20 protein-coding genes and 1 pseudogene are annotated in these 23,372 nt (G+C 71.6%); 9 read left to right on the forward strand and 12 right to left on the reverse strand.

All coding sequences use genetic code 11. From position 1 onward, the window contains the following. Nucleotides 1-71 precede the first annotated feature (71 nt). The 3 genes from DBP14_RS00185 to DBP14_RS00195 are packed head-to-tail and all read right to left on the reverse strand — an operon-like array spanning nt 72 to nt 3,048. Nucleotides 72-842: a glucose 1-dehydrogenase gene (locus DBP14_RS00185; RefSeq protein WP_129305029.1), complete on the reverse strand. Its 771-nt coding sequence runs from the start codon at nt 840-842 to the stop codon at nt 72-74. Next, a complete protein-coding gene (locus DBP14_RS00190) occupies nt 839-1,858 on the reverse strand; it encodes a phosphotransferase family protein (protein ID WP_129305030.1) in 1,020 nt (339 codons plus the stop codon). The genes DBP14_RS00185 and DBP14_RS00190 overlap by 4 nt, the downstream gene beginning before the upstream one ends. Further along, entirely contained in the window at nt 1,855-3,048 is a 1,194-nt protein-coding gene (locus DBP14_RS00195) for an acyl-CoA dehydrogenase family protein (protein WP_129305031.1), read from the reverse strand. The genes DBP14_RS00190 and DBP14_RS00195 overlap by 4 nt, the downstream gene beginning before the upstream one ends. Nucleotides 3,049-3,172: 124 nt before the next feature. Here DBP14_RS00195 and DBP14_RS00200 point away from each other — a divergent pair, with 124 nt between their 5' ends. The 4 genes from DBP14_RS00200 to DBP14_RS00210 all read left to right on the forward strand — a co-directional run bounded on the left by DBP14_RS00200 (nt 3,173) and on the right by DBP14_RS00210 (nt 6,780). Next, a complete protein-coding gene (locus DBP14_RS00200; protein WP_129305032.1) occupies nt 3,173-3,742 on the forward strand; it encodes a TetR/AcrR family transcriptional regulator in 570 nt (189 codons plus the stop codon). A gap of 104 nt (nt 3,743-3,846) precedes the next feature. Beyond that, nucleotides 3,847-4,485 (forward strand): TetR/AcrR family transcriptional regulator, encoded by a 639-nt coding sequence (locus tag DBP14_RS00205; RefSeq protein ID WP_129305033.1) that lies wholly within the window; start codon nt 3,847-3,849, stop codon nt 4,483-4,485. 418 nt (nt 4,486-4,903) lie between these two features. After that, a complete protein-coding gene (locus DBP14_RS36540; protein WP_241740735.1) occupies nt 4,904-5,197 on the forward strand; it encodes a DUF485 domain-containing protein in 294 nt (97 codons plus the stop codon). Next, nucleotides 5,194-6,780 (forward strand): transporter, encoded by a 1,587-nt coding sequence (locus DBP14_RS00210; RefSeq protein WP_241740736.1) that lies wholly within the window; start codon nt 5,194-5,196, stop codon nt 6,778-6,780. Before DBP14_RS36540 ends, DBP14_RS00210 begins: the two co-directional genes overlap by 4 nt. Before the next feature lie 82 nt (nt 6,781-6,862). Here the strand turns inward: DBP14_RS00210 and DBP14_RS00215 are convergent, their stop codons facing one another. Beyond that, on the reverse strand, nt 6,863-7,573 hold the full coding sequence (locus DBP14_RS00215) for an SDR family oxidoreductase (RefSeq protein WP_241740737.1): 711 nt from the start codon (nt 7,571-7,573) through the stop codon (nt 6,863-6,865). 19 nt (nt 7,574-7,592) lie between these two features. Between DBP14_RS00215 and DBP14_RS00220 the strand changes: the two genes are divergently transcribed. Then, nucleotides 7,593-8,012 carry a hypothetical protein gene (locus DBP14_RS00220; RefSeq protein WP_164992202.1) on the forward strand — a complete coding sequence of 140 codons (420 nt, stop codon included), beginning with the start codon at nt 7,593-7,595 and terminating at the stop codon, nt 8,010-8,012. A gap of 185 nt (nt 8,013-8,197) precedes the next feature. Here the strand turns inward: DBP14_RS00220 and DBP14_RS00225 are convergent, their stop codons facing one another. Both DBP14_RS00225 and DBP14_RS00230 read right to left on the reverse strand, forming a co-directional pair. Further along, the gene (locus DBP14_RS00225; RefSeq protein WP_129305037.1) at nt 8,198-9,559 is read right to left on the reverse strand and encodes a hypothetical protein; all 1,362 of its coding nucleotides are present in this window, start codon (nt 9,557-9,559) and stop codon (nt 8,198-8,200) included. 195 nt (nt 9,560-9,754) lie between these two features. Beyond that, a pseudogene (locus DBP14_RS00230) lies at nt 9,755-10,018 on the reverse strand (SMI1/KNR4 family protein); the annotation flags it as partial. A 459-nt stretch (nt 10,019-10,477) separates the two neighbouring features. Between DBP14_RS00230 and DBP14_RS00235 the strand changes: the two are divergent. After that, nucleotides 10,478-12,904, forward strand: a complete 2,427-nt coding sequence (locus DBP14_RS00235; protein WP_241740738.1) for an alpha/beta hydrolase — start codon at nt 10,478-10,480, stop codon at nt 12,902-12,904. Nucleotides 12,905-12,932: 28 nt separating this feature from the next. Next, complete coding sequence (locus tag DBP14_RS00240) at nt 12,933-14,006, forward strand: winged helix DNA-binding domain-containing protein (protein ID WP_129305038.1); 1,074 nt, start codon at nt 12,933-12,935, stop codon at nt 14,004-14,006. Between the two features lie 203 nt (nt 14,007-14,209). On the opposite strand, the gene DBP14_RS00245 is transcribed toward DBP14_RS00240, so the two are convergent. The 3 genes from DBP14_RS00245 to DBP14_RS00255 all read right to left on the reverse strand — a co-directional run bounded on the left by DBP14_RS00245 (nt 14,210) and on the right by DBP14_RS00255 (nt 17,837). Further along, entirely contained in the window at nt 14,210-15,895 is a 1,686-nt protein-coding gene (locus DBP14_RS00245; protein WP_241740739.1) for a ricin-type beta-trefoil lectin domain protein, read from the reverse strand. A gap of 97 nt (nt 15,896-15,992) precedes the next feature. Further along, on the reverse strand, nt 15,993-17,219 hold the full coding sequence (locus DBP14_RS00250; protein ID WP_347239627.1) for a beta-1,3-glucanase family protein: 1,227 nt from the start codon (nt 17,217-17,219) through the stop codon (nt 15,993-15,995). Nucleotides 17,220-17,498: 279 nt separating this feature from the next. Then, a complete protein-coding gene (locus DBP14_RS00255; protein ID WP_241740740.1) occupies nt 17,499-17,837 on the reverse strand; it encodes a hypothetical protein in 339 nt (112 codons plus the stop codon). A gap of 403 nt (nt 17,838-18,240) precedes the next feature. On the opposite strand from DBP14_RS00255, the gene DBP14_RS00260 reads away from it, so the two are divergent. Next, nucleotides 18,241-19,671 carry a DUF4157 domain-containing protein gene (locus DBP14_RS00260; protein ID WP_129305041.1) on the forward strand — a complete coding sequence of 477 codons (1,431 nt, stop codon included), beginning with the start codon at nt 18,241-18,243 and terminating at the stop codon, nt 19,669-19,671. A 139-nt stretch (nt 19,672-19,810) separates the two neighbouring features. Here DBP14_RS00260 and DBP14_RS00265 read toward each other — a convergent pair whose 3' ends face one another. After that, complete coding sequence (locus DBP14_RS00265) at nt 19,811-20,227, reverse strand: hypothetical protein (RefSeq protein WP_129305042.1); 417 nt, start codon at nt 20,225-20,227, stop codon at nt 19,811-19,813. Between the two features lie 433 nt (nt 20,228-20,660). Here DBP14_RS00265 and DBP14_RS00270 point away from each other — a divergent pair, with 433 nt between their 5' ends. Next, nucleotides 20,661-21,371 carry a VC0807 family protein gene (locus DBP14_RS00270; RefSeq protein WP_129305043.1) on the forward strand — a complete coding sequence of 237 codons (711 nt, stop codon included), beginning with the start codon at nt 20,661-20,663 and terminating at the stop codon, nt 21,369-21,371. Between the two features lie 63 nt (nt 21,372-21,434). Here the strand turns inward: DBP14_RS00270 and DBP14_RS00275 are convergent, their stop codons facing one another. Both DBP14_RS00275 and DBP14_RS00280 read right to left on the reverse strand, forming a co-directional pair. Further along, nucleotides 21,435-21,923, reverse strand: coding sequence for a carboxymuconolactone decarboxylase family protein (locus tag DBP14_RS00275; RefSeq protein ID WP_129305044.1), 489 nt, complete (start codon nt 21,921-21,923; stop codon nt 21,435-21,437). 136 nt (nt 21,924-22,059) lie between these two features. Then, on the reverse strand, nt 22,060-23,367 hold the full coding sequence (locus tag DBP14_RS00280) for an aromatic acid exporter family protein (RefSeq protein WP_347239628.1): 1,308 nt from the start codon (nt 23,365-23,367) through the stop codon (nt 22,060-22,062). Nucleotides 23,368-23,372 lie beyond the last annotated feature (5 nt).

The following is a 23,372-nucleotide window of genomic DNA, read 5'->3' on the forward strand; positions in this document are numbered from 1 at the left end:
GGCGTCGAGTTGGGTGATCGGGCTGTCTGGGGCCGAGACGTCCAGCCCCGGCAGCGTCGGCACCGGGGACGTCAGTGGCCGGACATGCCGCCGTCGACGGCGAGGGTGCTGCCGGTGATGTAGGAGGAGGCCGGTGATGCCAGGAAGAGCACCGCGGCGTCCAGTTCGCACTGCCGGCCCAGCCTGCCGAGGGGGCTGCGTTCCGCGATGAAGCCCTTCAGCAGGTCCTCCGGTACGGCCGCTGTCATCTCGCTGGCGAAGTAGCCGGGCGCCACGGCGTTGACCCGGATGCCCTTGCGGCCCGACCACTGGGCGGACAGGTCTCGGGTCAGTCCCATCAGTCCGGCTTTGCTCGCCGAGTACGCGGCTTGAGGGGCGTAGGACGTGATGAAGCCCAGCGTGCTGGCGACGTTGACGATGCTGGAACCGTGCTCCATGACCTTCGCGCAGGCCTGGGCCGACCAGTAGGCGCCGTTGAGGTTGACGTCGATGACCTGGCGGAACTCCTCCGGACGCTCACGCAACGCGGGGACGGCCGTGCCGATGCCGGCGTTGTTGACCAGGACGTCGATCCGGCCGAACTCCTCCAGCCCGGCCCCGGCCATCACCTCGCACTGCTCCGGGTCGGTGACGTCGGTGGCGACGGTGACCGCCCGCCCCCCGGCCGCCCGCACCCGCTCGGCGACGGCGTCCAGCTTGTCGGTGCGGCGCGCGGCCAGCACGAGGTCGGCACCGGCCTGAGCCAGCGCGACGGCGAAGCCGGCGCCGAGTCCGGAGCCGGCACCGGTGATGACGGCCACTTTGCCGTCCAGGCGGAACCGGTCGAGGAGGGGCGTGGTCACAGGTTCCTCCGCAGTGCTCGCAGTCCGGCCGCGGCCAGGGGCGCGGGGGCGTCGCCCACGGTCTCGAACCCGGAGCCGACGGTGAGGCCTTGGCGGTGGCGGGCGTGAATGCCTTCGGCGATCACCGCGATCTTGAAGTAGCCGAGGGCGATGTAGTAGCCGAGGTTGTCCAGGCCACGGCCGCTGACGGTGGCGTAGCGCTCGGCCAGGTGGGCGGGGGCGGGCAGACGTGGGCTGGTCGAGGCGGCCCGGCCGGCCAGCACCGGTGCGAAGACCGGGTCGGTGTAGACCAGGTGCAGGCCGAGGTCGGCGAGCGGATCGCCGAGGGTGGCCATCTCCCAGTCCACGAGGGCGCGGATCTGTGACGGGTCGTCCCGGGCGAGGATGGCGTTGTCGATGCGGAAGTCCCCGTGCACGATCGAGGCGCCGCTCTCGGGCGGGCAGGTCTGCGCGAGGAGCGTGTGCAGGGCCTCGACGTCGGGCAGCGGGCGGGTGCGGACGCGCTGCCACTGGTCGTGCCAGCGCGCGACCTGGCGGGCGAGGTAGCCCGCGGGCCGCCCGAAGTCGTCCAGCCCGACGGCGGTGGGCTCGATGGCGTGCAGCCGGGCGAGCACGTCCACCAGGGCGTGGGCGCAGTCGGCGACCGTCTGGTCGGGCCACGCGTCAAGTTGGGCTTCGGTGCGGAGGACGACACCGTCCACGTACTCGACCAGAGCGAACGGCACGCCCATCACCTGGGCGTCGCCCAGGGCGACGGCGCGTGCCACCGGAACACCGCTGTCGGCGAGTGCCGAGACCACCCGGTACTCGCGGGCCATGTCGTGTGCCGAGGGCGTCAGCCCGCCCAGGGGAGGACGGCGCAGCACCCAGCTGCCGTGGCCGTCCGTCAGCCGGTACGTCAGATTGGAGCGGCCGCCCTGCACGAGCTCGGCGTGGAGCTCGCCACGGAAGCCGGGGACGCTCTGCGTGAAGAACCGCGTGAGTGCGCCCAGGTCCAGCCCCTCGACGGTGTTCACCGGGCGGCCGCCTGCTCGTGGCGCTTCACCGTGCGGCGGGCGATGGCCCAGCGGTGGGTCTCGGACGGGCCGTCGTAGATCCGGAACGGGCGGACCTCGCGCAGGAACCGGCCGAGCAGCGCGTCCCCGGAGACTCCGAGCGAACCGCAGATCTGCAGCGAGCGGTCCACCACGCGATAGATGGCCTCGGCACAGAAGGTCTTGGCGATCGCCGTGGACTGCGCCGCCGAGCGGCCCTCGTCCAGCTCGAAGCACGCCTGTGTGATCAGCCCTCGCGAGGCGGCGATGTCGATCTCGTTGTCCGCGATCATCTGCTGGATCATCCCGAGATCGGCCAGACGCGATCCGAACAGCCGACGCTCCGCGGCTCGCGCCACGGCGATGTCCTGTGCGCGGCGGGCGATGCCGAGCCAGCGCATGCAGTGCGTCATACGGGCCGGACCGAGCCGGACCTGGGCATGACGGAAACCCTCGTCCACGGCGCCGAGCACCGCGTCGTCGGACACGAGGCAGTCGTCGAAGACCAACTCGATGTGGCCGCCGAACAGGCTCTCGTCGAGGGTCTCGATGTGCCTGACCGTCTTCATACCCGGGTTGCCGGCGTCGACCAGGAACATGGTCGCGCCGCCCCGGTCCCCCACCTCGCCGCTGGTGCGGGCCATCACGATGGCGAACCCGGCGCCGTCGGCCCCGGTGATGAACCACTTGTGGCCGTTGATCCGCCAGCCGCCCGAGGCCCGCTCGGCCCGGGTCGACAGCGCGCTGGGGTCGGACCCCGCCCCGGGCGCCGGCTCGGTCATGGCGAAGCACGAGCGGACCGCTCCGGTGGCGAGCGGGCGCAGGTAGCGCTCTCGCTGCTCCGGCGTCGCGATGGCTTCCAGCATGTGCATGTTGCCTTCGTCGGGCGCCGCGATGTTCAACGCCAACGGCCCCAGCAGCGAGTAGCCGGCCTCCTCGAAGACCGGCGCGCGCCCTCGCATGTCCAGCCCGTGGCCGCCGTATTCAGGGGACACGTGGGGGGCGAAGACGCCCGCTTCCCTGGCCGCGGTCTGCAGCTGTGTCCGTACCCGGTCCGAACGCACGACACCGCGGTGTTCCTCCTCGACGGGAAGCACCACCTCACGGACGAATCGCGCCGTACGGTCCGTCAGGTCCGCCACGGCGGCCTCAGGGGTCAGGTCGATGCTCACATACCCTCCAGTTGGCTAATGCTCATTAGCTGACTCTAGATGCAGCTCAGGTCGCCCGCAAGGCGCATATGCTACTCTTCGTTAGCCACCTCGGGCGATCGGTTGGAACAACAGAAGGTGCTCCGTGTCCCGGACCGACGACATCCGCGCCGCCGCGCTGGAGCTGTTCACCAGCCGCGGCTACGAATCGACGACCATGGCGGACATCGGCGCGGCCGTCGGCATCCGCGGCCCCAGCCTCTACAAGCACGTCGCGTCCAAACAGGACCTGCTCGCGCGGATCATGACCGGCACCATGCGGGACCTGATGGACCTGCACCGCACGGCCATCGCCACCACCACCGACCCCGCCGAGCGGCTGCGCAGAGCCACCGAAGCGCATGTGCGCTACCACGCCCGCCACCGCCTCGAAGCCTTCGTCGGCAACCGCGAGATCCGCAGCCTCGAAGAACCGCACCTCGGCGAAGTGCTGGCACAACGAGCCCAGTACGAGACAGGCTTCCGCGACCTGATCAACACCGGAGTCGCCGCGGGCCGCTTCCACGTGGCCTCCGCCCGCCTGGCCTCATACGCGGTCCTCGACCTCGGCATGGGCGTCGCCGTCTGGTTCCGCGAGGACGGCGAGATCACCGAGGATGCCGTGGTGTGGGAGTACGGCGAATTCGCCCTGCGCCTCGTCGGCGCCATCGGCTGAAACCAGCGGGCGGCTCAGCACCGCGCGCACGCCCGGGCCGACCGCGGCCGTACCGCCGCGGAGGACGTGCTGTGGCCGGCGTCCGATTGATAAGATCTCGAATCATGTTCGAAAGGTCTTCGCCGGGCCAGGCGGCCTCCCGGCCGGGCGGTGTGCAGCGCCGGGGGAAGGAACGCAGGCAGGCCATCCTGGACGCCGCGGCGGCCGTGCTCGCCGAACAAGGCTACGAAGCCGCCACCCTCAAGGCGATGGGCGAGCGGGCGGGCATCCCGACCGCTTCCGTCTACTACTACTTCTCCGACCGCCATGAGGTCGAGGCCGAACTCATGGAACGTCACATGTCCGAGCTGGCCGAGCTCATCGCCGAGGCCCTGGACAGTCCCGACGCCCGAACTCTCGCCGGAGCCGTCGACACCCTCATCGACACGCCGCGGGACTACTTCCGTCAGCACCGCGGCTGTGTGGAACTGTGGTTCGCCGGGGAGGTCGCCCCCATCGTGCGGGCCTTCGACGAGGCCCAGGCGGACCGGGCGTGGACCCTCTTGGTCGAGCGAGGACTGCTTCGCGCCGACACTCCCCGACTCGTCGCGCACACAGCGTGGGAGGCAGGGAACCGTCTCTTCGAGATGGCCTTCCGCCGCAGCGCGACCGGCGACTCCGGCACGATCGAGGAAGCACGACGTCTCGTCGGCGCCTACCTCGCCACCTATGCCCCGGCAGACCGGCAGCAGCCTCGCCGGTAGGGGAACCACCGGCAGCGCGGACGCGGCGCAGACGGTCTCTGTCAGACGCGACAGACGCGAGTGCGCACCTTGACGGTGTGTCACCCGCACTGTCCTGCGGGCTGATCCAACGCCGTCGCAGACCGCCCGAGGGCCGTGCCCGAGGCGAGCGGCCGCATCTCCCCCGACGGATCTTGACAGTGGCAGCTCGGCAACGGATAACCTGAACTCGATTCGGAATCGAGTATCTTGTCGACGGCCACACGATCGCCCACTCACGCGGTCGACATGAGCCTGTCCCGGCGTCTGTCCGGCCCACCACGGCCCGGACCTCGGCCGGCTGACTCCCCATGCTTCCCCTCAGAGACGGTCGTCGTGCCCTCGACCGCAGGCCTACGACGCCCCTGGGGCCCGCACCCCGCCAGGAGAGAGGTTTTCCGTGCCACCCGCCTCCACCCAGAACCCCGCAGCCCGCAGCAGACGTGCGTTCTGTACCGTCAACGCGCTCCCGCTGGCCGCGAGCGTCCTGCTGTCCTGCTCCGCCACGATCGGCGGTGTCGCCGTGTACGGCCGACTCACGCTCGGCATCGGATGGGCCGTCCTGCAACTGGCGCTCTTCGTCGCCTCGACGTGGTGGTACGAGAGCCGCGCCAGGAGGCGGTCCGACCTTCCCGATCCGCCCCGACCGACTACGGGCATCGGTGCCGCACCGCGTGCGGGCGGTGCTCGGTGACACCTCATCTGCTGAGCTCCGGCGCACTCGACCCGGTCGGCAGCGGCGCCAGAGTGGCCGTGATCACCGCCTTCTTCGTGTTCATCGGGCTGTGCCTGCTCTGGCTCTTCACACTCGCCACCCATGAGGACGATCCGGAACGGCTGTACGTCGCCGACCGGTCCCTGTCCGCCGCCTTCAACGGATTCGCGATGGCCGGTGAGCAGATGACGGTCGTCATGCTGGTCGCCGTGCCGGGGGTCGTCGCGCTCTTCGGATACGACGGAGTCACGTCGGCCGTCGACAGCGTCATCGCCCTGGGTGTCCTCTTGCTCCTGGCGCCGAGAATCCGGGCCACCGGCCGCTACACACTGGGGGAACTGTTCTCCCTGCGCGCCACGGGACCGGGGCCGCGCACCGCCGGGGCCGTGGTGACCGTGGTCATCGCCATACCTCTGCTCATGGTGCAACTCCGGGCAGGCGGCGTCAGTGCGGCGCTGCTGACCGGTATGTCGTCCGAGACGGCACAGGTGGTGTGCACGGTACTGATGGGCTGCCTCGTCGCGTGCTTCGCCGTGGTGGCCGATCTGCGCGGCACCAGCTTCATGCAGGTCGTCAAGGTGCCGGTGACCCTGCTGACGCTGACCGTGGTGACTCTGCTGGCTCTGAGAAGGTTCGCGTGGCACCCCGGGAACCTGCTGTCCGCCGCGGCGGACAAGAGCACCTCGCCGGGCGAGTACCTGGCTCCGGGGCTCTGGACGCACGCGGCCGGTCTGGGACCGCTCAGCACGATCAGCGACCACGCGGTGGTGATCCTGGGCACGGCGATGATGCCCCACCTGATCCTCAGGGTCTCCGCCAGCCGTACCGGCTCCACGGCGAGACGTTCCATGAGCATCGCCGTAGGGCTGTCCGGCGCGTTCTTCCTCCTCCTGATCGTGGCCGGGTTCGCGGCCGCGGCCGTGGTGGGCGCCGAAGGCATCGGTGCCGTCGACAGCAAGGGACAAGGGGCGCCGATCCTGCTGGCGTCGGGCGTCCTTCCCCACGATTCGACGCGGCGCGTGGTCCTCATCACCGTCGTGGCGTGCGTGGCCTTCCTCGCCGTCCTGACAGCGGTGGCCAGCGTCACCTTCGCGACCGCCGTCTCCCTGGCACGTGACCTGTTCCCACGGGCCGGACGCCCCCGCGCGGGCATACGGGAAACAGGGGTGCTGCGTCTGACCGTCGTGCTGCTCTGCGTCGTCAGTCTGGTGCTCGCCACCGCGTTGCACCGCTATCCCATCGAATTCCTGCTCACCTTCTCGATGAGCGTCGCCGCCTCCTGTGTCTTCCCCGCATTGATCTACTCCTTCTTCTGGGACGGGTTCGACCGGCGAGGACTCATGTGGGCCGTGTACGGAGGGCTGTTGCTCTGCGTCGTGCTCACAGCCCTGTCCCCCACGGTGTCCGGGACGGACTACGCGGTGTGGCCGCAGGACGACTTCGACTGGTTCCCCTCCAACACCCCTGGCCTGGTCTCCGTACCGGCCGCTTTCCTGTTCGGCTGGCTCGGCAGCGCACGACCATGGGTCCAGGCCCAGCGAGTCGAAGGGGACACCGTGTGACGCCGGGCGGAGGGGGCCGGCCGCCCTGTGTCGGCTCCCTCCCACACGGGCTTGTACACCTGCCTGACGCCCAGGATGCCGGTCAGGCGGTGTATCCGCCGTCCACGGCGAGGTTCGTGCCGGTCACGTAGCGGCCGCCGGGCCCCACGAGGAACGCCACCGCGGCGGCGATGTCGTCCGCCTCGCCGAAGCGGCCCAGCGCGGTCAGATCCCGCTGGAAGTCCCCGGCGTCGCCGTCGGCCGGGTTCATGTCGGTGTCGATCGGGCCGGGGTCGACGGTGGTCGCGGTGATCCCGCGCGGCCCCAACTCCCGGGCGAGCGCCTTGGTCATGCCGAGCAGCGCGGTCTTGGCCATGGCCTGGACGACGAAGTCGGCGCCGGGCACGCGTCCGTTGAAGCACGAGCCGATGCTGATGATCCTGCCGCCGTCGCCCATGTGCCGGGCGGCGGCCTGGGCCGCCAGGAACACCGACCGGACGTCCACGGCAAGAGCCCGGTCCAGGTCCTCGGCGGTCACCTCGGCCAGTGGGCCGTAGGCGAGGAAGCCGGCGTTCTTCACCAGGATGTCGATGCTGCCGAGTTCCTCGACGGTCCGCTCAACGGCCTGCGCGGCGGCGTTCGGCAGCGTGAGATCGGCCTGGAGGACCGAGGCCGTACCGCCCGCCGCCTCTATCTCCTTGGCGACCGCGCGTGCCTGTTCCTCCGCCCGTACGTAGGTCAGCGCGACCGAGGCGCCCTCCCGGGCCAGCCGTCTCGCCACGGCCGCGCCGATACCGCGGCTGCCGCCCGTCACCAGGGCCGCCTTCTGGGGCGTGAAGCGGCGCGACGCCCTGCTGGCCGGTCTGGCGGCCGATCGCGACGGTGAGGACACGGCGGTCGGACGGCTGCGCCAGTGCATGATCGCCCTCGCCCGGATGAACGAGGGGCACCGTCAGGAGACCAACTCGCTGCTGATGGCGTGGGTGCGGGCCGGACGGCCGCTGCTGGAGGATCCCTACCTGGCCGACCTGTTCGCCACGATCGCCGCCGCCGGCCTGGAGAGCGGCGAGTTCCGGACCGGGGTGGGCGCCGAGCGGATCGGCCACTCCCTGCGCGACCTCTACCTCGGCGCGCTGTACCGCTGGTGCGGTAGTCCGGAAAGGGGCGAGAAGGAGGCGGCGGCTCCCGACGGCCTCACCACCGAACTGCTCGACATCCTCGACCTGACCCTGAACGGCATCCGGGCGGCCTGAGCCTCCAGCCCGGCTCGGCAAGACGTGAAGCGCCTGGCGGTTCCAGGAAGGAGACGATCGCGGTGAGCGCGCCGCGGTGACCAGGAAGCCCTGGCCGAACCGATGGAGCCACGGTCGCCGTGGAGTCGCGGGCCGGTGCGGGTACCGGTGCTGGAAGCGACGGATTCCGCGGCGTCACCCCGCCGTCACGAATTGGGCAGGCGGCGGAAGCGGTGGTCGCCCTGGTAGCCGACCGCCGGAATGCCCAGCAGGTCGTCCACGCCGGGGAAGTCCTCGCCCGCCTCGAACTGTGCGCCGTGCACCGAGGCGTTCTGCGGCGGACCCGTGTACGTGCCGGTGTGCGCGCTGCCCAGTTCCATGAGGTAGCCGCCCGTCGCCGAGGGACGGCGCCGGTCGCTGGCGACGACCTGCGTGGCGTAGGTGTTCATGGCGGCGACGCGCTCGTAGAGGGCGGTCGCCGACATCGTGGGGCGACGGGCCGGGCGGCCGTCCAGGCCCTTGACCCGGATGCGGTGCGTCCGGGCCGCCTCCAGCACCGCTCCCAGCCCGGTCGCGCCCAGGTTCATGCCGGCGTCGTAACGGGTGACGAACGCCCGCAGCTCGGGGCTCATGGTGCCGCCGGCGAGGTAGGCGTCGACGTGGGACTGGTAACCGTCGTCCCGGATGCTCTCCAGGTAGAGGGTGCGCACCCCGGCGGCCTGGATCTGCTCCATGTGCGAGCGCAGGAACTGCCAGACCAGCGCCGCGGAATGGGTGCCGCCGACGGCCACGCCCTCGAACCGCTCCAGCAGCGCGCGCAGGTCGCCCATCGCGTCCTCGGAACCGGCGCCGGCCAGTGTGTCCTCCACGGTCTGATGGCGCTGTTGCCGGGCCCCGGGCGTCTCCGTGTACGCGTCGCGTGTGGCTCGCGCGTCGCGGCCGAGCTGTGTGTCGCGGGCGTCCTGGCGGTTCCAGTGGCCGAGCGTTCGCGGGTCGGCGCGGCCGATGCCCTCCAGCACGTCGTTGCGCCCGGCCGTCGGGGGGACGTCCGGGGCCAGCCTGCGGATGTTGCCCAGGTTGTAGTGGAGCAGCGGATCGGTCTCCTGGAGCGTCTGCGGGTCCGCGTCGACGTCCACGCGCTGCTTGTGGCCGGCGTCCCGGGTGGCCTGCGGCAGGCTCTGCCATTCGGCCGCCGACAGGGCGTTCGGTGTGCGGTCGCTCGCGCGGGAGGTACGGGGGCCCCGTACCCGTAGCGCGGGGCCCGGCGGGTGCTGGTGCAGTTCGTCCTGCCGCATGCGCTGGACCACGGGAGCGGGGCCCGACGGCGCCGCCGCGCGCTGGACGGGAGGTGTGTGGCCGCAGGCCGCGGTGTGCGTGTGCCGCTGTTCCTCGATGACGCGGGACACCGCCGAGTTCCCGGCGAGACGCTGGAGTTGCAGCAGCGACTCGGCGGCCGTTCCGCCGCCGGACCGGGACTGTCCGGCGGACCGGGGCCGTCGCGCGGCCTTCGCGGCTCCAAGGGGCTGCGGTCCCTTCCCCTGTTCGTCACCGGTCTGCTGCGCCCGCATGCGTGCCTCCCCCTCTGGAACACGGACTGGGAACGTCCAGTGTCACCGCACTGCCCTGCCCGGCGGTACGTCCGGACGGGCAGGCACGGGTGCAGACCCCTTGCCCTCTCCGCGCGGGGCGCGGGGAGGACCCGCCCGCCAGCGGTGCTCAGCCGTTCGGCCGGCCGGCAGCGCTCGACAGCACGGCCGACGGACCTACGGTGCCGACAGGGTTGTGCGTTCGGCCTTCTCCAGCCAGCCGGTGTACCAGCGGGCGAACGTCACGAACGTCACCGGCACACCGTCGGCGTCGAGCAGCGGGGCGAGGTCGACGTCGTCCACCCGGCAGTCGGACCAGATCGTGCCACGGTGGCTGCCGCTGATGCTCAGCCACTCCCGCCGGGCGCAACCCAGGTGGGAGATCACGACGGCGTCGGCGGTGCGCTCCGGGGCGAACATGACGACCTCCCAGCGCTCGTCCATCTGTGTCCACTGGCCCCGAACGTGCGGGCCCCCGAGTGGCGCACACGAGTGGTGGGCGTCCCTCCGCTCGCACAGGCTGGCCACGCCTGGTCGCCGTAGTCACGCGTCGGCCGGCGAGGCGCCGTGTGCCGGCCCGGATGGGGCGGCCTCGGACGTATGAGAGACGGGGTCACAGGGCGGAACAGGTCGTCGATCGATGGTGGCTGCCCTTCCCACGGGGCAGCGGCTGCGGGGCGGTACACGCGGGGGCACGGCATCCGCGCACGCGGCGGTACCTTCGGCGCGTGCGCGGCGGGGCCGCCCTCGCCGTTGCCGGTCCGGCGCTCTTGGGGGCGGCGGGTCCGGCCGCCGGCCGTGCCACGTCAGCCCTCGTCAGCAGCACACGGCCAGGACCTCCCGCGCGGTTCGTGCCCGGCCGCTCCCGAGCCGGTCCCCGGGCGGTGCGGGTTCCTGGAGGTGCCGGAGAACCGCGCCCGCCCCGGCGGGCGGACCATCCGGCTGGCCGTGGTCATCGTTCCGGCCACGTCCGCGAAACCGGCCGAGGACCCGGTCGTGTTCATGGAGGGTGGACCCGGGGGCGACGCGATCGGGGCCATTCCCTTCCTGATCGACTCACGGGTGGACCGGGACCGCGATCTCATCGTCATGACCCAGCGGGGCGGCCTGTACTCGCAGCCGAATCTCGCCTGCCCGGAGATCGACCGGTTCCAGGCTGACGCCGTAGGACTGCGCTACGACGCGCCGTCCACCGGACGGCTCCTCGTGCGCGCGACGGAGCAGTGCCGGAAGGGTCTGACGGCCGCCGGGGCCGATCTGAGCGCGTACAACACCACTGAGAACGCGGCTGACTTCGCCGACCTGCGCAAGGCGCTCGGCATCGGCCGTTGGACCGTCTACGGGTACTCCTACGGCACCGATCTGGCCCTCACCTATCCGCGCAGGCACCCCGCCGGGATCCGGTCGGTGGCCATCGACTCGGTCGCGCCTCCGCGGGTCGTGAGCCTGCCGTGGACCTGGGACAGCGCCAGGGAGGGGATCGACGCGATCTTCCGCGCCTGTGCGGCCCAGCCGCGCTGCAACAGCCGCTACCCCCACCTGCACCGCGCGCTGACGGAGCAGGTCCGCCGGCTGGAGGCGCATCCTCTGACGACGACGGCCGAGCCTCCCGGCGGAGGGGATCCGGTGAAGGTCGTCCTCGACGGGGGGCGCGCTGGTGAACCTTCTGGTCGCCGACGGTGGCGCCCTGCCGGCCGTCGACGTCCCCGCCGCGCTCGACGAACTCGCCCACAAAAACCCGGAGCGCTTCGCCCGCGCGCGTGCCGCCGGTGCGACGCCCACCACCGGCGAGTTCGCCTACGGCCTGACGAACTCCTCCTCGCCGGCCTCGCCGTGGCGCCCGCCTCGGCCGGTCCCGCAGCCGCCGCGCCCCTCGGCACGGTCGCCCGGACAGCGGGCCACGCCCGCTTCGTGCCGGGGCCCTGCCCGAGAACCGCGGACCCGATTCCCGCTCTGGAGACCGCCCGCTGCGGCACACTCACCGTGCCCGAGAACCGGGGCCGGCCCAAGGGCCGGAAGATCACCCTCGCGGTCGCGATCGTGCCCGCGGCCACGCGCAGACCCGCGTCCGACCCGATCGTCTGGTTCGCCGGCGGGCCCGGCGACGACGCGGTCTCCGAGATCCCGCTGGCGCTCGCCGGCGGCCTGAACCACGACCGGGACGTGATCTTCATGTCCCAGCGGGGCACCTACTCGGCCGATCCGGCCCTCACCTGCCCCGACATCGACGAGTTCAACGCCCGCGCCGTCGGCCTCGTCTACAACGCACCGTCGACGGGGAGGCTCCACGTCGAGGCGACGCGGGCCTGCCGTGAACGCCTGGCGAGCCGCGGAGTCGACCTCAGCGCCTACAACGGCACCGAGAGCTCCGCGGACTACGCCGACCTGCGCAAGGCGCTGGGCATCGGACAGTGGAACGTGTTCGGGATCTCGTACGGCACCGATCCGGCGCTCCTCTACACGCGCCTGCACCCCCAGGGCATCCGGTCGGTGGGCATCGACGGCGTCCTGCCGCCGTCCCTGGCGGGCGGAGGCGTGACCTGGAAGGCCGCCCGAGAGGGCTTCGACGGTCTGTTCAGGGCCTGTGCGGAGCAGCCCGCCTGCGACAGCCGCTATCCGCACCTCAAGGCCACCTTCGAACGCCTCGTCCTCGAACTCGACGCCCGGCCGGTCACCACCACCGTCACCCTTTCGGACCGGCCCGCCCCGGTGAAGGTCGTACTGGACGGCGCGGCCCTGGTGACCTGGCTGACCTCCGCCACCCATGTGGCGGCCGGAGTGCCCCGCTCCATCGACGAGTTGGCGCACGGCCGCCCGCAGCGGATCGCCGAGCAGTGGGCGGGCGGAAAGCTCAGCCCCCAGGCCACCGGCAGGGTCTCCCACGGGCTGGCCTACGGCGTCTTCTGCGGCGAGTGGACTCCGTACGAGAGCCAGGCCGACGTGATCCGGGCCGGCCGGCGCGCGTTCCCGTCGTTCCCCCGCTCCCTGCTGGCCAACGCTCCGCAGCTGCCCTTTGTGTACCCGGACTGCCGGGCCTGGGACGTGCCCGCGGCGCCGCCCTCGGTCCGGGACGTGACGCGCAGCGACATCCCGACGCTCGTCGTGTCGGGTGGGTTCGACGCCCAGACCGCGCCGAGCAACGGCCCGTACGTGGCACGTACGCTGAGCCGGTCCATCGCGCTCACGGTCCCCTACGTCGCCCACGTCGCGTACGCCGAGTCGCCGTGTGCGCAGACGATCACCACGTCGTTCTTCGACACTCCGGCCTCGCCCCACACTCGATGCCTCGCGGGCCTCAAGCCGCCCACGTTCGACATCGGGACGTGAGGGCCGGTTCCGTGATGGGGTGGTGACCATGCGAGCCCACGAGAGGGTCCGGCGGCTTCGGGCCGAGGCGCAGGCCCTGGCCGGTGGAGTACGGGAGGCCTCTGCCGAGGCGGCCGTCCGGCGGGTCTTCGCCATCCAGGCCCAGGACGCCACGGCCGCCGACCTGGGCATCCGGGTGCGCGGCCGGGACGTCACCGCCCGCGCGATCCGCACGGCGTACGACGAGGACCGGAGCATCGTCCGCGGCTGGTACATGCGCGGCACCCTGCACACCGTCCCCAGCGACGACGCCCACTGGGTCCTGAGGTTGCTGTCTCCTCGCATCCTTGCCGCGACCAGCCGCCGATATGGGCAACTCGGCCTGGACGAGGGTCTGCGCGTGCGTGCCGACGGTGTCATCCGGCGCGTTCTCGCCGGGCACGGTCCGCTGACCCGGGCCGAGTTGACCGAGCACCTCACCGCCCTCGGTGTCCCGCCGCACGGGCAGGCTCCGTTCCACCTCATCCGCCACGCGGCACTCACCGGCATCCTCTGCCACGGCCCGCGGCGCTCCGGCGAGGCCACCTATGTGCTGATCGACGACTGGCTGCCCCGCCCGGGCCGCCTACGGTGCGAAGGGGACACTGCTCTCGTGGAGCTGGCCCGTCGCTACCTGGCCGCGCACGCGCCCGCCGGGGTGGAGGACTTCGCCACCTGGTCCGGGCTGCCGGTCTCCTGGGCGCGCAGGGCATGGAAACTGCTGGCGGAATCCGGCGCGGTGACCGAGTACGGCGGGTTGACCACGCTCGCCGGGCGGACGCGGGAAGCTCCCGACCCGTCCGACACCCCGGATGTCCGCTTGCTGCCCGCCTACGACAACTACCTGGTCGGCTACCGCACCCGCGAGGTCTCCGTCCCCGCCGACCGTCAGTCCCAGGTCTGGCCCGGAGGCGGCACCATCCGGCCCACCGTCATCGCCGACGGACTGGCCATCGCCACCTGGGCCCGTGGCTCCGGCGCGGCCCCCGTCAGAGTGGACGCCTTCGAGGACGTCCCCCCTCACCTCCAGCAGGGGATCGACGGGGAGACGGGAGCCGTCGTCCGCTTCCTCCGGGCCTGCTGATGTGACGGTTCTCAGTCCGCGCGGGCTCACGGCACCGGGCCGTCCCCCTCGGTCCGGTGCCGTCCTCGCCTCGGGCCGGTGCCGTCTTCACCCCGGGCCGGTGCCGTCCTCGCCTCGGGCCGGTGCCGTCCTCACCCCGGGCCGGTGCCGTCCTCACCCCGGGCCGGTGCCGTCTTCACCCCGGGCCGGGACCCTCGTACCTCTCAGGCCAGGGCGAACTTCTGGGCTGCGGTGCCGTTGCAGTCCCAGATCTGCAGGCGTGTGCCGTTCGCCGTCGCGCCCGACGGGGAGTCGATGCACCGGCCTGTCGTCGGGTTCCTCATCGATCCGTCGGCGTTGGCGACCCAGTTCTGGTAGCCGCCGCCGTTGCACGTGGCGAGCTGGAGCGGTGTGCCCGCGGCGTTGTTGCCGCCCGCGATGTCCAGGCACCGGCCGAGGGTCCGCAGCGTCTGGCCGTTCCACGTCCATTTCTGGTCGAGCGAGGTGGCCTGCTGGCAGTCCCAGAGCTGGACCGCGGTGCCGTCGCCGCCGGTGTCGTCGCCCGACACGTCCACGCACTTGCCGCCCGGGCCGTAGATGGGGGTGCCCATGGCGAACTTCTGGGCGCCGGAGCCGTTGCAGTCCCAGATCTGCAGGCGTGTGCCGTTCGCGGTCCCGCCCGACGGGGAGTCGATGCACCGGCCCGAGGTCGGATTGCGCAGGGATCCGTCGGTCTGCCGCACCCACGACTGGTAGCCGCCGCCGTTGCAGGTCGCGAGCTGGAGCGGTGTGCCCGCGGCGTTGTTGCCGCCCGCGATGTCCAGGCACCGGCCGAGGGTCCGCAAAGTCTGGCCGTTCCACGTCCAGTGCTGGTCCTTGGCCCCTGCCTGGCAGTCCCAGAGCTGGACCGCGGTGCCGTCGCCGCCGGTGTCGTCGCCCGACACGTCCACGCACTTGCCGCCCGGACCGGTGATCGTCTGGCCGGTCACCGAGCCACCGCCGCCGGAGCCGGGGCCCTTGTTGTACACGGCCACCGAGTCGATGACGAGTCTGCCGCCGGAGACGGTGGCCGCGTTCGGGCCGCCGCCGAAGGCGTCCGGGAAGCCGCCGCCCATGGCCAGGTCGTAGATGATGAAGAACGGGTGGTCGACCGCGTTGGACCAGGTCTTCGCGTCCACCTGGTCGGCGTTGACGGTGTAGAAGTTGTTCCCGTCGAGGTAGAACCGGATCTGTTCCGGTGACACCGAGCGGTCGATCTCCGTCGCGTAGTCGTGGAAGCCCGTCTGGCAGCCCGGGCAGGCGCGTTCGCCCGAGCCGATGCCGGTCGACTCGTGGCACGGGCCGCCCGGGTTCACGCCGCAGTGGAGGGTGCTGAAGACGGAGCTGCGGCCGTTGATGTCCTCCATGACGTCGATCTCGCCTGACGTCGGCCAGGACACTCCGCTGCGCAGCGGGGCGCCGAGCATCCAGAAGGCCGGCCAGTAGCCGGCGCCGTTGGCCGTGGTGACGTCGGGCTGTTGAAGGACGGACTCGATGCGGACGACTCCGCCGGCCGGGGCGCCGAACGTCGCCGCCTGGGTTTCCACGCGCCCGGACGTCCATCCCGCGCGCGGGTCGGAACCGGAGTGGTTGGCCTGCAGCACCAGGTGGCCCTGGCCGTCGTAGCGGACGTTCGAGGTGCTGTTGGTCATGGTCTCTATCTCACCGGTGCCGAAGTTGCTGCCCGGCCCGGTGTCGTACTTCCACAGGTTCTGGTCGATGCCCGTCCCGGAAGCGACGTTGAAGTCGTCGCTCCAGGTGAGGGTGAATCCGGAGGGCGGCGAGGGGACGGCCGCCTCGGCGGTGGTGGCGGTGGCGGTGATCGCCACCGTGACCGCGAGGACCGCTAGGGCTGAGAGCGCTCTCTTCATCGCGCTGCGTCTGGGTCTCGCACCATGGGGTTGCATGTGTCGGCCCTTCCAAGGAAGTTGCGTGCTTTGACGGTCGGCGGCGTGGGTGCGGGTGGTGTCAGGTTCCGTCGGCGCCCAGCGTGATGCTCCACGAGGTGGGGGCGCTGTCCTGGAGGTGCCCGTCGACGGGGGCGGCCCCGGTGGGGCCGACGTCGTCGTAGGGGAAGGCGTATCCGATGTCGGCGTGGTCGTGGACGAGCCGCGCGTAATGGTTGGTGACGGGGTCCTGGTAGTAGCCGGAGGGCGGTACGCCGTCGGGCTGGTCGTTCCCTCCCGGGACCAGCAGGGAGCCGCGGTTGAACGCGGCGGCCAGCCGGGCGGCTATCGCCCCGCGGGCGTCCGCCCCGGAGTTGTAGAGGGGGCCGGACGCGCAGCCGAAGATGTCGGTGGCACTCGGTCTGGTGAACGGCACGCCGTTGGTGTCGAGTCCGGAGAAGACGATGGCGTCGCCGGAGACGGTGCCGGTGTAGGAGCCGATGCCGCCCTGCCCGTCGATGGTCAGCGGGGTGGAGGCGAAATGGCTCCAGACCCGGTTCAGGTAGTCGTCCCAGTAGGTGCCGAAGCCCACCGGTGAGTGCGTGGGCGACATCACGCGCAGCACCGCACCGGAGGCGTCGGTGACCACCAGCCTCTCCCAGGGGGCACCGTCGGCGGCGTGCTGCGCCCGTAGGCCGGAGGCGATGGCGGCGAGCGCACCGGTGGGCAGCGGGCTGACCGACTGGTCGCCGCCGCTGCCGGTGCTCGCCATCGAGACGGGCAGCGCGACCATGTCGACGTAGGAGATGTTGGCGTAGAGATTGGCGCTGTTGTAGGTGAACTCGCAGAACGTCCAGTCGGTGGCCCAGTTGGGGTCGGAGCTGACCAGGGCCGGCTGGACCACGCCGGGTACGGGGCCCGGGTTGACGAAGAACTGGAGCTTCTGCCCGACCGAGAACCAGACGCGGCCGCCGATGACGTAGTCGGTCAGCGTGACGTTGGTGGCGGCCGATCCGGAGGCGCCGAGCGCGATGGAGTAGTCGGCGATGGGGGTCACCGTCGTCGAGGGGTTGGGCAGCCGGTTCAGGACGCCGTCCGCCGAGACGAAGACGGGCCAGCCACTGCTGTCGGTGCCCGAGATGTAGGCGTGGACCACGTCGTGGCCGGAGTTGTTCGCCAGCCTCACGGGCAGCCGGGCACCCGCCGCCCGCGCGGTGGCGGCAAGAGGGGAGAGCGGGCTGAAGGGGGCGATGGCGGCCGTGGCGGTGGCGGCACCGGCAGCGGCCAGCAAAGTGCGTCGGGCAACCACAGGGGCCCTCCCGGCGGGGGAATGGCTCGCGGAAGACGAGCGGCGGTGTTGAGCCGTGTGGGGTTCTGTGCGAGGGGGACGCTATTGGACTGAACCAATACCGTCAAGATTCCGCGTCAGATCGCACCAACCGGCGTACGGAGAGGGCTGATCGGGTCGTTCCCGAGCGGCCGCGGCGCCTCGGGGCGAGGGCGCCACTTCGCGCGTCGGGGATGTTCCTCGCGCGAGCCTGGGAGTGTCGGCGGCCGCGGACGCTGCCGAAAGTCGCGCGCTTGGGGCTCAGACGTCGTTTCCTGCGGCGAGTCGACAGTCGGAGTCCGATGCGAGGGCGGCCAGTTGCCGCAGGCGTCGGAGATATTGAACTTCTTCCGCTCCGGTGATCAGGGCCAGGATCTGGTCCAGGTCTGCTACGGAGTCGCGCAGGATCCGGTGCCGCTCCGGGTCGAGAGAGCCACCGTTGTCCTGCCGGGTGGACACGCACCCGGCGATGGCCGCGTCGAGCAGCACGATGTCGACGCCGCCCGGCTCCGCTCCACGCAGCCCGGCGGGGAAGGCCGCGCGCAGATGTTCCTGCCACAGAGACGCGATGCTGGCTGACTGCTCACTCGATCCGCTCATACGGCTCATCTTCCTGCAGGCACCCCGCCCTGGGCGTTCGGTTTCCCGCTCAGGCGGCTGTGGCCGACGAGGGCTGCGGCTGTGCCTGGCTGGGCAACCGGGAACCGGTCCAGGTGGCCGAGCGGCCGGTTTACGGACGGCACAGACGTTAGCCGTATAGAGCGGCCCAACGTCGCGCACATCCAGGAGTACCGCCATGTGCGAGGCTCCCTTCGCGGCAGCCGTCCCCGCTTGCCGTCATGCCCCCGCCATTGCCGGCGGTCGGTCACGGTGCGGACGTACGGGCCACGGGCCGGGGGGTCATGCGGGTTGCCCCTGGCTGTGCCCTCGGGTACCTGGCCCGGCCGCGGGTGGTCCGGATAGGCATGGGAGGGAGTTGTCTGCCCGCCGAGGGAGAGGTCGCATGTACGCCGAAGACCAGGCCAGGCCGGCCGGGGCACGCACGGGCCGGGCGCCGGCCCGTCCCTCACAGGCTGCGGGCCGGACGCCGTTCTCCGGTCTCCTCGCGCTGCAGAGCACGCTCGGCAACGCGGCGGTCGTCCAGTTGCTCCGCCGGGCCGGACACGACCGGAGCCAGGAGGAGCACCAGCACGGGGCCGGCTGCGGGCACCAGGAGACCGGGCAGCCCGTGCAGCGTTCCACGGTCCATGACGTGCTGCGCACCGGTGGCCGTCCCCTCGACGACGGCACACGCAGCGAGATGGAAGCCCGGCTCGGCGCGGACTTCTCGGACGTGCGCGTCCATACCGGCAGCGCCGCGAGGGCTTCCGCCGCCGAGATCGGTGCGCGGGCCTACACCTCCGGCGCCCACGTCGTCCTGGGCGAGGGGGGCGGTGACAAGCACACCCTCGCCCACGAACTCACCCACGTCATCCAGCAGCGCCAAGGCCCGGTCGCCGGCACGGACCGCGGTGACGGGCTGCGGATGAGCGATCCGGGCGACCGGTTCGAGCGGGAGGCCGAGGAGAACGCGACCCGCGCGATGTCCGCGGCGCCCCCCTCCCCCGCCGCCGGGCCGGAGCAGCACGCCGCGGACAGCGGCGGGCACGAGGGGCACGCCGGCCACGGGGCCGGGGAGGCGGCGGTCCAGCGGGCGATCCTCGTGGTGGACCACGAGACGAACGACTACTCCGACATGATCGAGAACGGGAACGAGGTTCCCCGGCACCCCGCGTTCAGGGACCTGGGCCTGCCCGAGGACATGATGAACCACCTGAAGAGACTGGCCGAGGACGACGACGGCAACTACACGGTCGAGGAGGCGCTGGCGCGGGTACGGCACACGGTGACCGGTGGGGTCAACGTCGTCAGCAAGGAGGAGGCGGGCTTCCTGGGCGACCTCGCGCAGCGGCGCGGCAAAGTGTCCTCGTACGACCCGGACATGATGCCGATGGCACGGTCCGTCCTCACCAACCTGGGCGTCCCCGCCGGTGCGGTGGAGGTTCACAAGGGTTCCATCACCGCGTTCGGCAGCCACGTGCCGCACACCGACATCTTCGTACCGCACCCGGGGCCGTGGACCAAGATGGAGCCGCCGCACGACCTCGCCTCCTGTCTGGACGAGGTGATGGGGTCCGCGAGCCATGCCTATGTGCTGACCGACAACGAACCCCAGCAGAATTTCGCCGAGAGCCTTCGCGAAGGCATCAACCGGGTCAACAGGGCCAACACCGGCGCCGAGGGCCACTCGCCCCTGACCGTCACCGTCAAGGAGTTGGAAGGGCCGGAGGGCACCGAGTTCGACATCGCGGACAGCAAGGAGCCGGGGGCCGACGTCCCGTACCGGGCCCACCACCGCCCCGACTACCGGCTGGTCCGCGTCTCCCGCGCCTGAGCACCGCGGCGCGGCGGCGTGTCCCACAAGGTTCCGGTGACGGTGACGGTGACGCGTACGGTCTCGGCCCGGCGTACCGCGCTCAGGCGGGCGGTCACCGCCGGGCGGTCGGCGAGGGCTTCACCCGGGGACTACGAGGTCATCGGCCGGATTCATCCTCGGAGCGGCCCGGTGCGTCGGCCAGGTCGGTGATGTGGATGTCGACGGCGGCGACGTCCAGACCGAGGCTCAGCTCGGCGGTTTCCGTCACGTGTCGGCGGACCTCGTCGGCGAGGACGGTGAGGTCGGGCGTGGACAGCGGGACCTGCACGCCGAGGTGGACGGTCACCTGACTCGTACCGGCGTTCGGTCCGGCGATGATCCGGCAGGAACCCGCGCGCACGCCGGGAACCTCCTCAGCGGCGGCGCGCAGGGTGCGCGCGGCCGCCGACTCCATGATCCACGTGCCTTCGCCGGGTTCCCGGTCCGCCCGGACCCGGGACAGCGGCCGTCCGCAGGGCAGCCGCTCGTCTTCGTACGGCGAGGGCGTTCCGGGCGGGTGGATGGGTGTGGTCATCGCCGGGCCCCCAGGGTGCTGGTGAGACGGCGCCGGGCACGGACGGCCTGCTCGGTGATGCCGACTGTCGCCGCGACGAGGTGCAGGAGCTGCCGTCCCATTCTCTCAGCACCCGGCAGGTCCGCTGCTCGGCCGACATGCCGCGAGGGGCTGGTGCAGTTTCCCGACCGCGGCGCGGCCCTCGGTGATCCGGTCAGGGGCGGCGATGTGCTCGGGTGCGGTCGCCTCGTCCGCCGCCTCCAGTAGTGGCCGCGGGCATTCGGCCCCGGCCACGCGGGAGACGACCCCGGTGTCGCCCCGGAAGAGCCGCCTCTAGCCAGCACAGTCCAAGATCAGCAACAATACGCAACGGTCCGGACGTCGGCCGGGCCACGCCGTGCGCTTCCGCACGCCGCTGTCCACTTTCCACAGCATCCGTTCCCGGGGGAAAAGCATGTCCAGTCCCGCTCCGCAGCCTCCTGCCCGAAAGCGGTCGACCGCCGCCGTCGGCTGGCTGATCACCATCGCCCTCAACGTGGTCGCACCGATCGTCCTCTACAACCAGCTGCACGACCACGGCTACAGCGAGTCCGTCGCCATCATCCTGTCCGGCCTCGGCCCTGCGCTGGACATCGTGATCTACCTCGCCTGGCACCGGCGGGTCGACGAATTCGCCATCCTCTCCCTGACGTTCGTGGCGCTCACCCTGGTCATCTCGCTCGTCGGGCCCGACGACCCACGGCTGCTGCTGGCCAAGGACTCCTTCGTGACGGGCCTGCTCGGGGTGGTCTACCTGGCCACCCTGGCCGCGCCGCGCCCGCTGATGTTCTACTTCGGCCGCAAGTTCGCCACCGACGGCACGCCGGAGATGATCGCCTGGTGGAACGGCATGTGGCAGTACGCCGGATTCCGCCTGGTGCAGCGCAATCTGACGCTCGTCTGGGGTCTGACGTTCATCGTGGAGGCGATGGTGCGCGTCGTGCTGGTCTACCAGCTGCCCCACGGCCAGATGGTGACCGTCAACAGTTTCCTGCCGTACGCCGTGATCGGCGCGCTGGTCTACTGGACGATGGCCTACGCCCGCCGGGCGAGCGCCCGCGGCCGCGCCGCGACCGCCGCGGCACAGGCCACCGCCGCGGAGGCGGTCGGCGCCGAAACCGCCTGAGGCCAGGGCCGGTCGGCAGCGGGCGGGGGTGCCACGAGGCTCACCCCGCCCAGCTGCCTGCCGTCAGTCCCATTGTTCGTCCGCGAGAGAGGTGACCGGCTGCGGCTTGCCGATGACGGCCAGCGCGATGTAGAAGCTGATCTGGCCGATCGCGATGGTGAGGGTGGCCAGGGCCCGGTCGTCGTAGTGCTTGGCGACCTCGGCGTACAGGTCGTCGGTGACACGTTCCCTGCCGTGCGGCGCGGGCTGGAGAGTGGCCTCCACCAAGGCCAGGGCGGCCCGCTCGGCGTCGGTGAAGTACGGGGCGTCCTGCCACGAGGAGACCGCCGTGATGCGCTCCTCCGACTCCCCCGCCTTGCGCAGGAAGCCGGTGTTCAGAACCGTCAGGTAGGTGTTGCCCACGATCTGGCCGGCGCGCAGGTGGACGAGGCTCATCGTGGTGCGCGGCACGGAGCGGTTGCCCGTGGCCCGGAACAGAGCGGCGCTGACGTCGTTCAACTCGGGTACGAACTCCGCCGGGTTGGGCATCCGGGAGATCGAGGTGCTCGTCATGGCTGCACTCCTTCGCATCGGCCTTGTCGGCGACTTCACTGCACTGACACGCCGACGCACGGAGATGTGACAGCACTCGGAAAAAATCTTGGTGCCGAGAGGGCAAGGGGCGACGGTACGGGCCTCGGCCGGGAGGTCAGGGGCCGGGGAGCAGTTGGACGATGATCCTGCGGGCGTCGACCAGGAAGGCACCGTACAGGGCCACCCACTGCGGTCCGGCTGCCGCCTTGCCGGCCAGCACCTCGCGCAGGTCGTCGTGGGTCGCGCGGGCTTCCTCGGTCTTCTGCCTCAGGCACGCCTGCACGTCCGGACGCGTACCGCCGGTGACGACCTCCCCGTAGTCGTCCACCGCGTCGGCGACCTGGTGGAGGAACAGGGCGTAGGGAGCAAGGGCCTCCCTGTGCGGTCGAGCGGAGGCCGGGGTGTCGTCGTCCACGGTTTCCGCCAAGGTGCGGGTCAGGTCGACGGCGTAGTCCGCGAGTGCCTCCAGGTGGAAGACGATGCGCCGGTAGGGAGGTTGGACTCGCCGCAGCTGGGCGCGCCGCCGGCGGTCGGGGTTCAGCCGCATGCTCTCCCCGCTGCGCTCCACGGCGGAGCGCGCCTGCCGGACCATACGGAAGAGCCGTCGGGCCCGGTGGTGCCAGTCGCGCGCCTGCCGGCGCCCCCACGCGTCCTCCAGCCCGTCCGCGATCGCGTGCAGCGTCCGTGCTGCCTCATCGATCGCCGCCCGTACGGCGTCGTGCGCGCTCCGTAGGTGCGCCGGAGGCAGAACGAGCATGTTCACCCCTACGCCGACCAGGGCGCCCAGCAGCGATTCCGCGAGCCGCTCGACGGCCATGCCGAAGCTGGGGCGGGACGTCAGCACGAACAGCGCCGTGGTCGCGCCGTAGATCCCCTGATCGCCGAGCCGGGGCCAATTGCCGAGCAGGAGGACCGCCGGCAGGACCACCGCCATCGCGAGTGCGGGGACGCCGAGCGCCGTGCCGCCGGCGGTGGCCAGTACCGTGCCCAGTGCGATGGCGGCGATCTGCTGGAACCCCTGGGCGAAGGACTGGTACACCGTCGTCCTGACCAGCACCACCGCCACCCACGGCGCGATGAACGACAGCGGCGCGTGCAGCCAGCGGTCCGCGACCAGCCAGGCCACGAAAGCGGCCAGCGCCGCCTTCAGCGACTGGACGACCAGGACCCGCTCCCGCCCGGGGCCGGCCCACGCCCGCCGTGTCGCGCGGCCACGGCCACGGCCTCGGCACGCGCGGCCCGCACTACGTCCATCCCTCGTACCATGTCCGTGCCGGTGCCACGCAGCCCGTGCGGCATTCCTCGTCGGCACGGAGGGCTCGGTCACGGAGGTGCGGCTCGTCGCTCCCGGCTGCTTCGGTGTTCCCCAGCAGGTCTTCGGCGTCGGACGGCATCCCAGTCTCGGCAGGGGGTTGTCCGTCACGCGGT

The sequence above is a fragment of the Streptomyces sp. L2 genome (assembly GCF_004124325.1).
GTDB lineage: Bacteria > Actinomycetota > Actinomycetes > Streptomycetales > Streptomycetaceae > Streptomyces.

What these genes read in the sequence shown, in the direction of transcription:
- DBP14_RS00205 (WP_129305033.1), top strand. Translation starts at nt 3,847, where the DNA reads ATGTTCGAAAGGTCTTCGCCGGGCCAGGCGGCCTCCCGGCCGGGCGGT.
- DBP14_RS00225 (WP_129305037.1), bottom strand. Translation starts at nt 9,559, where the DNA reads ATGCGGGCGCAGCAGACCGGTGACGAACAGGGGAAGGGACCGCAGCCC.
- DBP14_RS00240 (WP_129305038.1), top strand. Translation starts at nt 12,933, where the DNA reads ATGCGAGCCCACGAGAGGGTCCGGCGGCTTCGGGCCGAGGCGCAGGCC.
- DBP14_RS00245 (WP_241740739.1), bottom strand. Translation starts at nt 15,895, where the DNA reads ATGAAGAGAGCGCTCTCAGCCCTAGCGGTCCTCGCGGTCACGGTGGCG.
- DBP14_RS00255 (WP_241740740.1), bottom strand. Translation starts at nt 17,837, where the DNA reads ATGAGCGGATCGAGTGAGCAGTCAGCCAGCATCGCGTCTCTGTGGCAG.
- DBP14_RS00260 (WP_129305041.1), top strand. Translation starts at nt 18,241, where the DNA reads ATGTACGCCGAAGACCAGGCCAGGCCGGCCGGGGCACGCACGGGCCGG.
- DBP14_RS00265 (WP_129305042.1), bottom strand. Translation starts at nt 20,227, where the DNA reads ATGACCACACCCATCCACCCGCCCGGAACGCCCTCGCCGTACGAAGAC.
- DBP14_RS00270 (WP_129305043.1), top strand. Translation starts at nt 20,661, where the DNA reads ATGTCCAGTCCCGCTCCGCAGCCTCCTGCCCGAAAGCGGTCGACCGCC.
- DBP14_RS00275 (WP_129305044.1), bottom strand. Translation starts at nt 21,923, where the DNA reads ATGACGAGCACCTCGATCTCCCGGATGCCCAACCCGGCGGAGTTCGTA.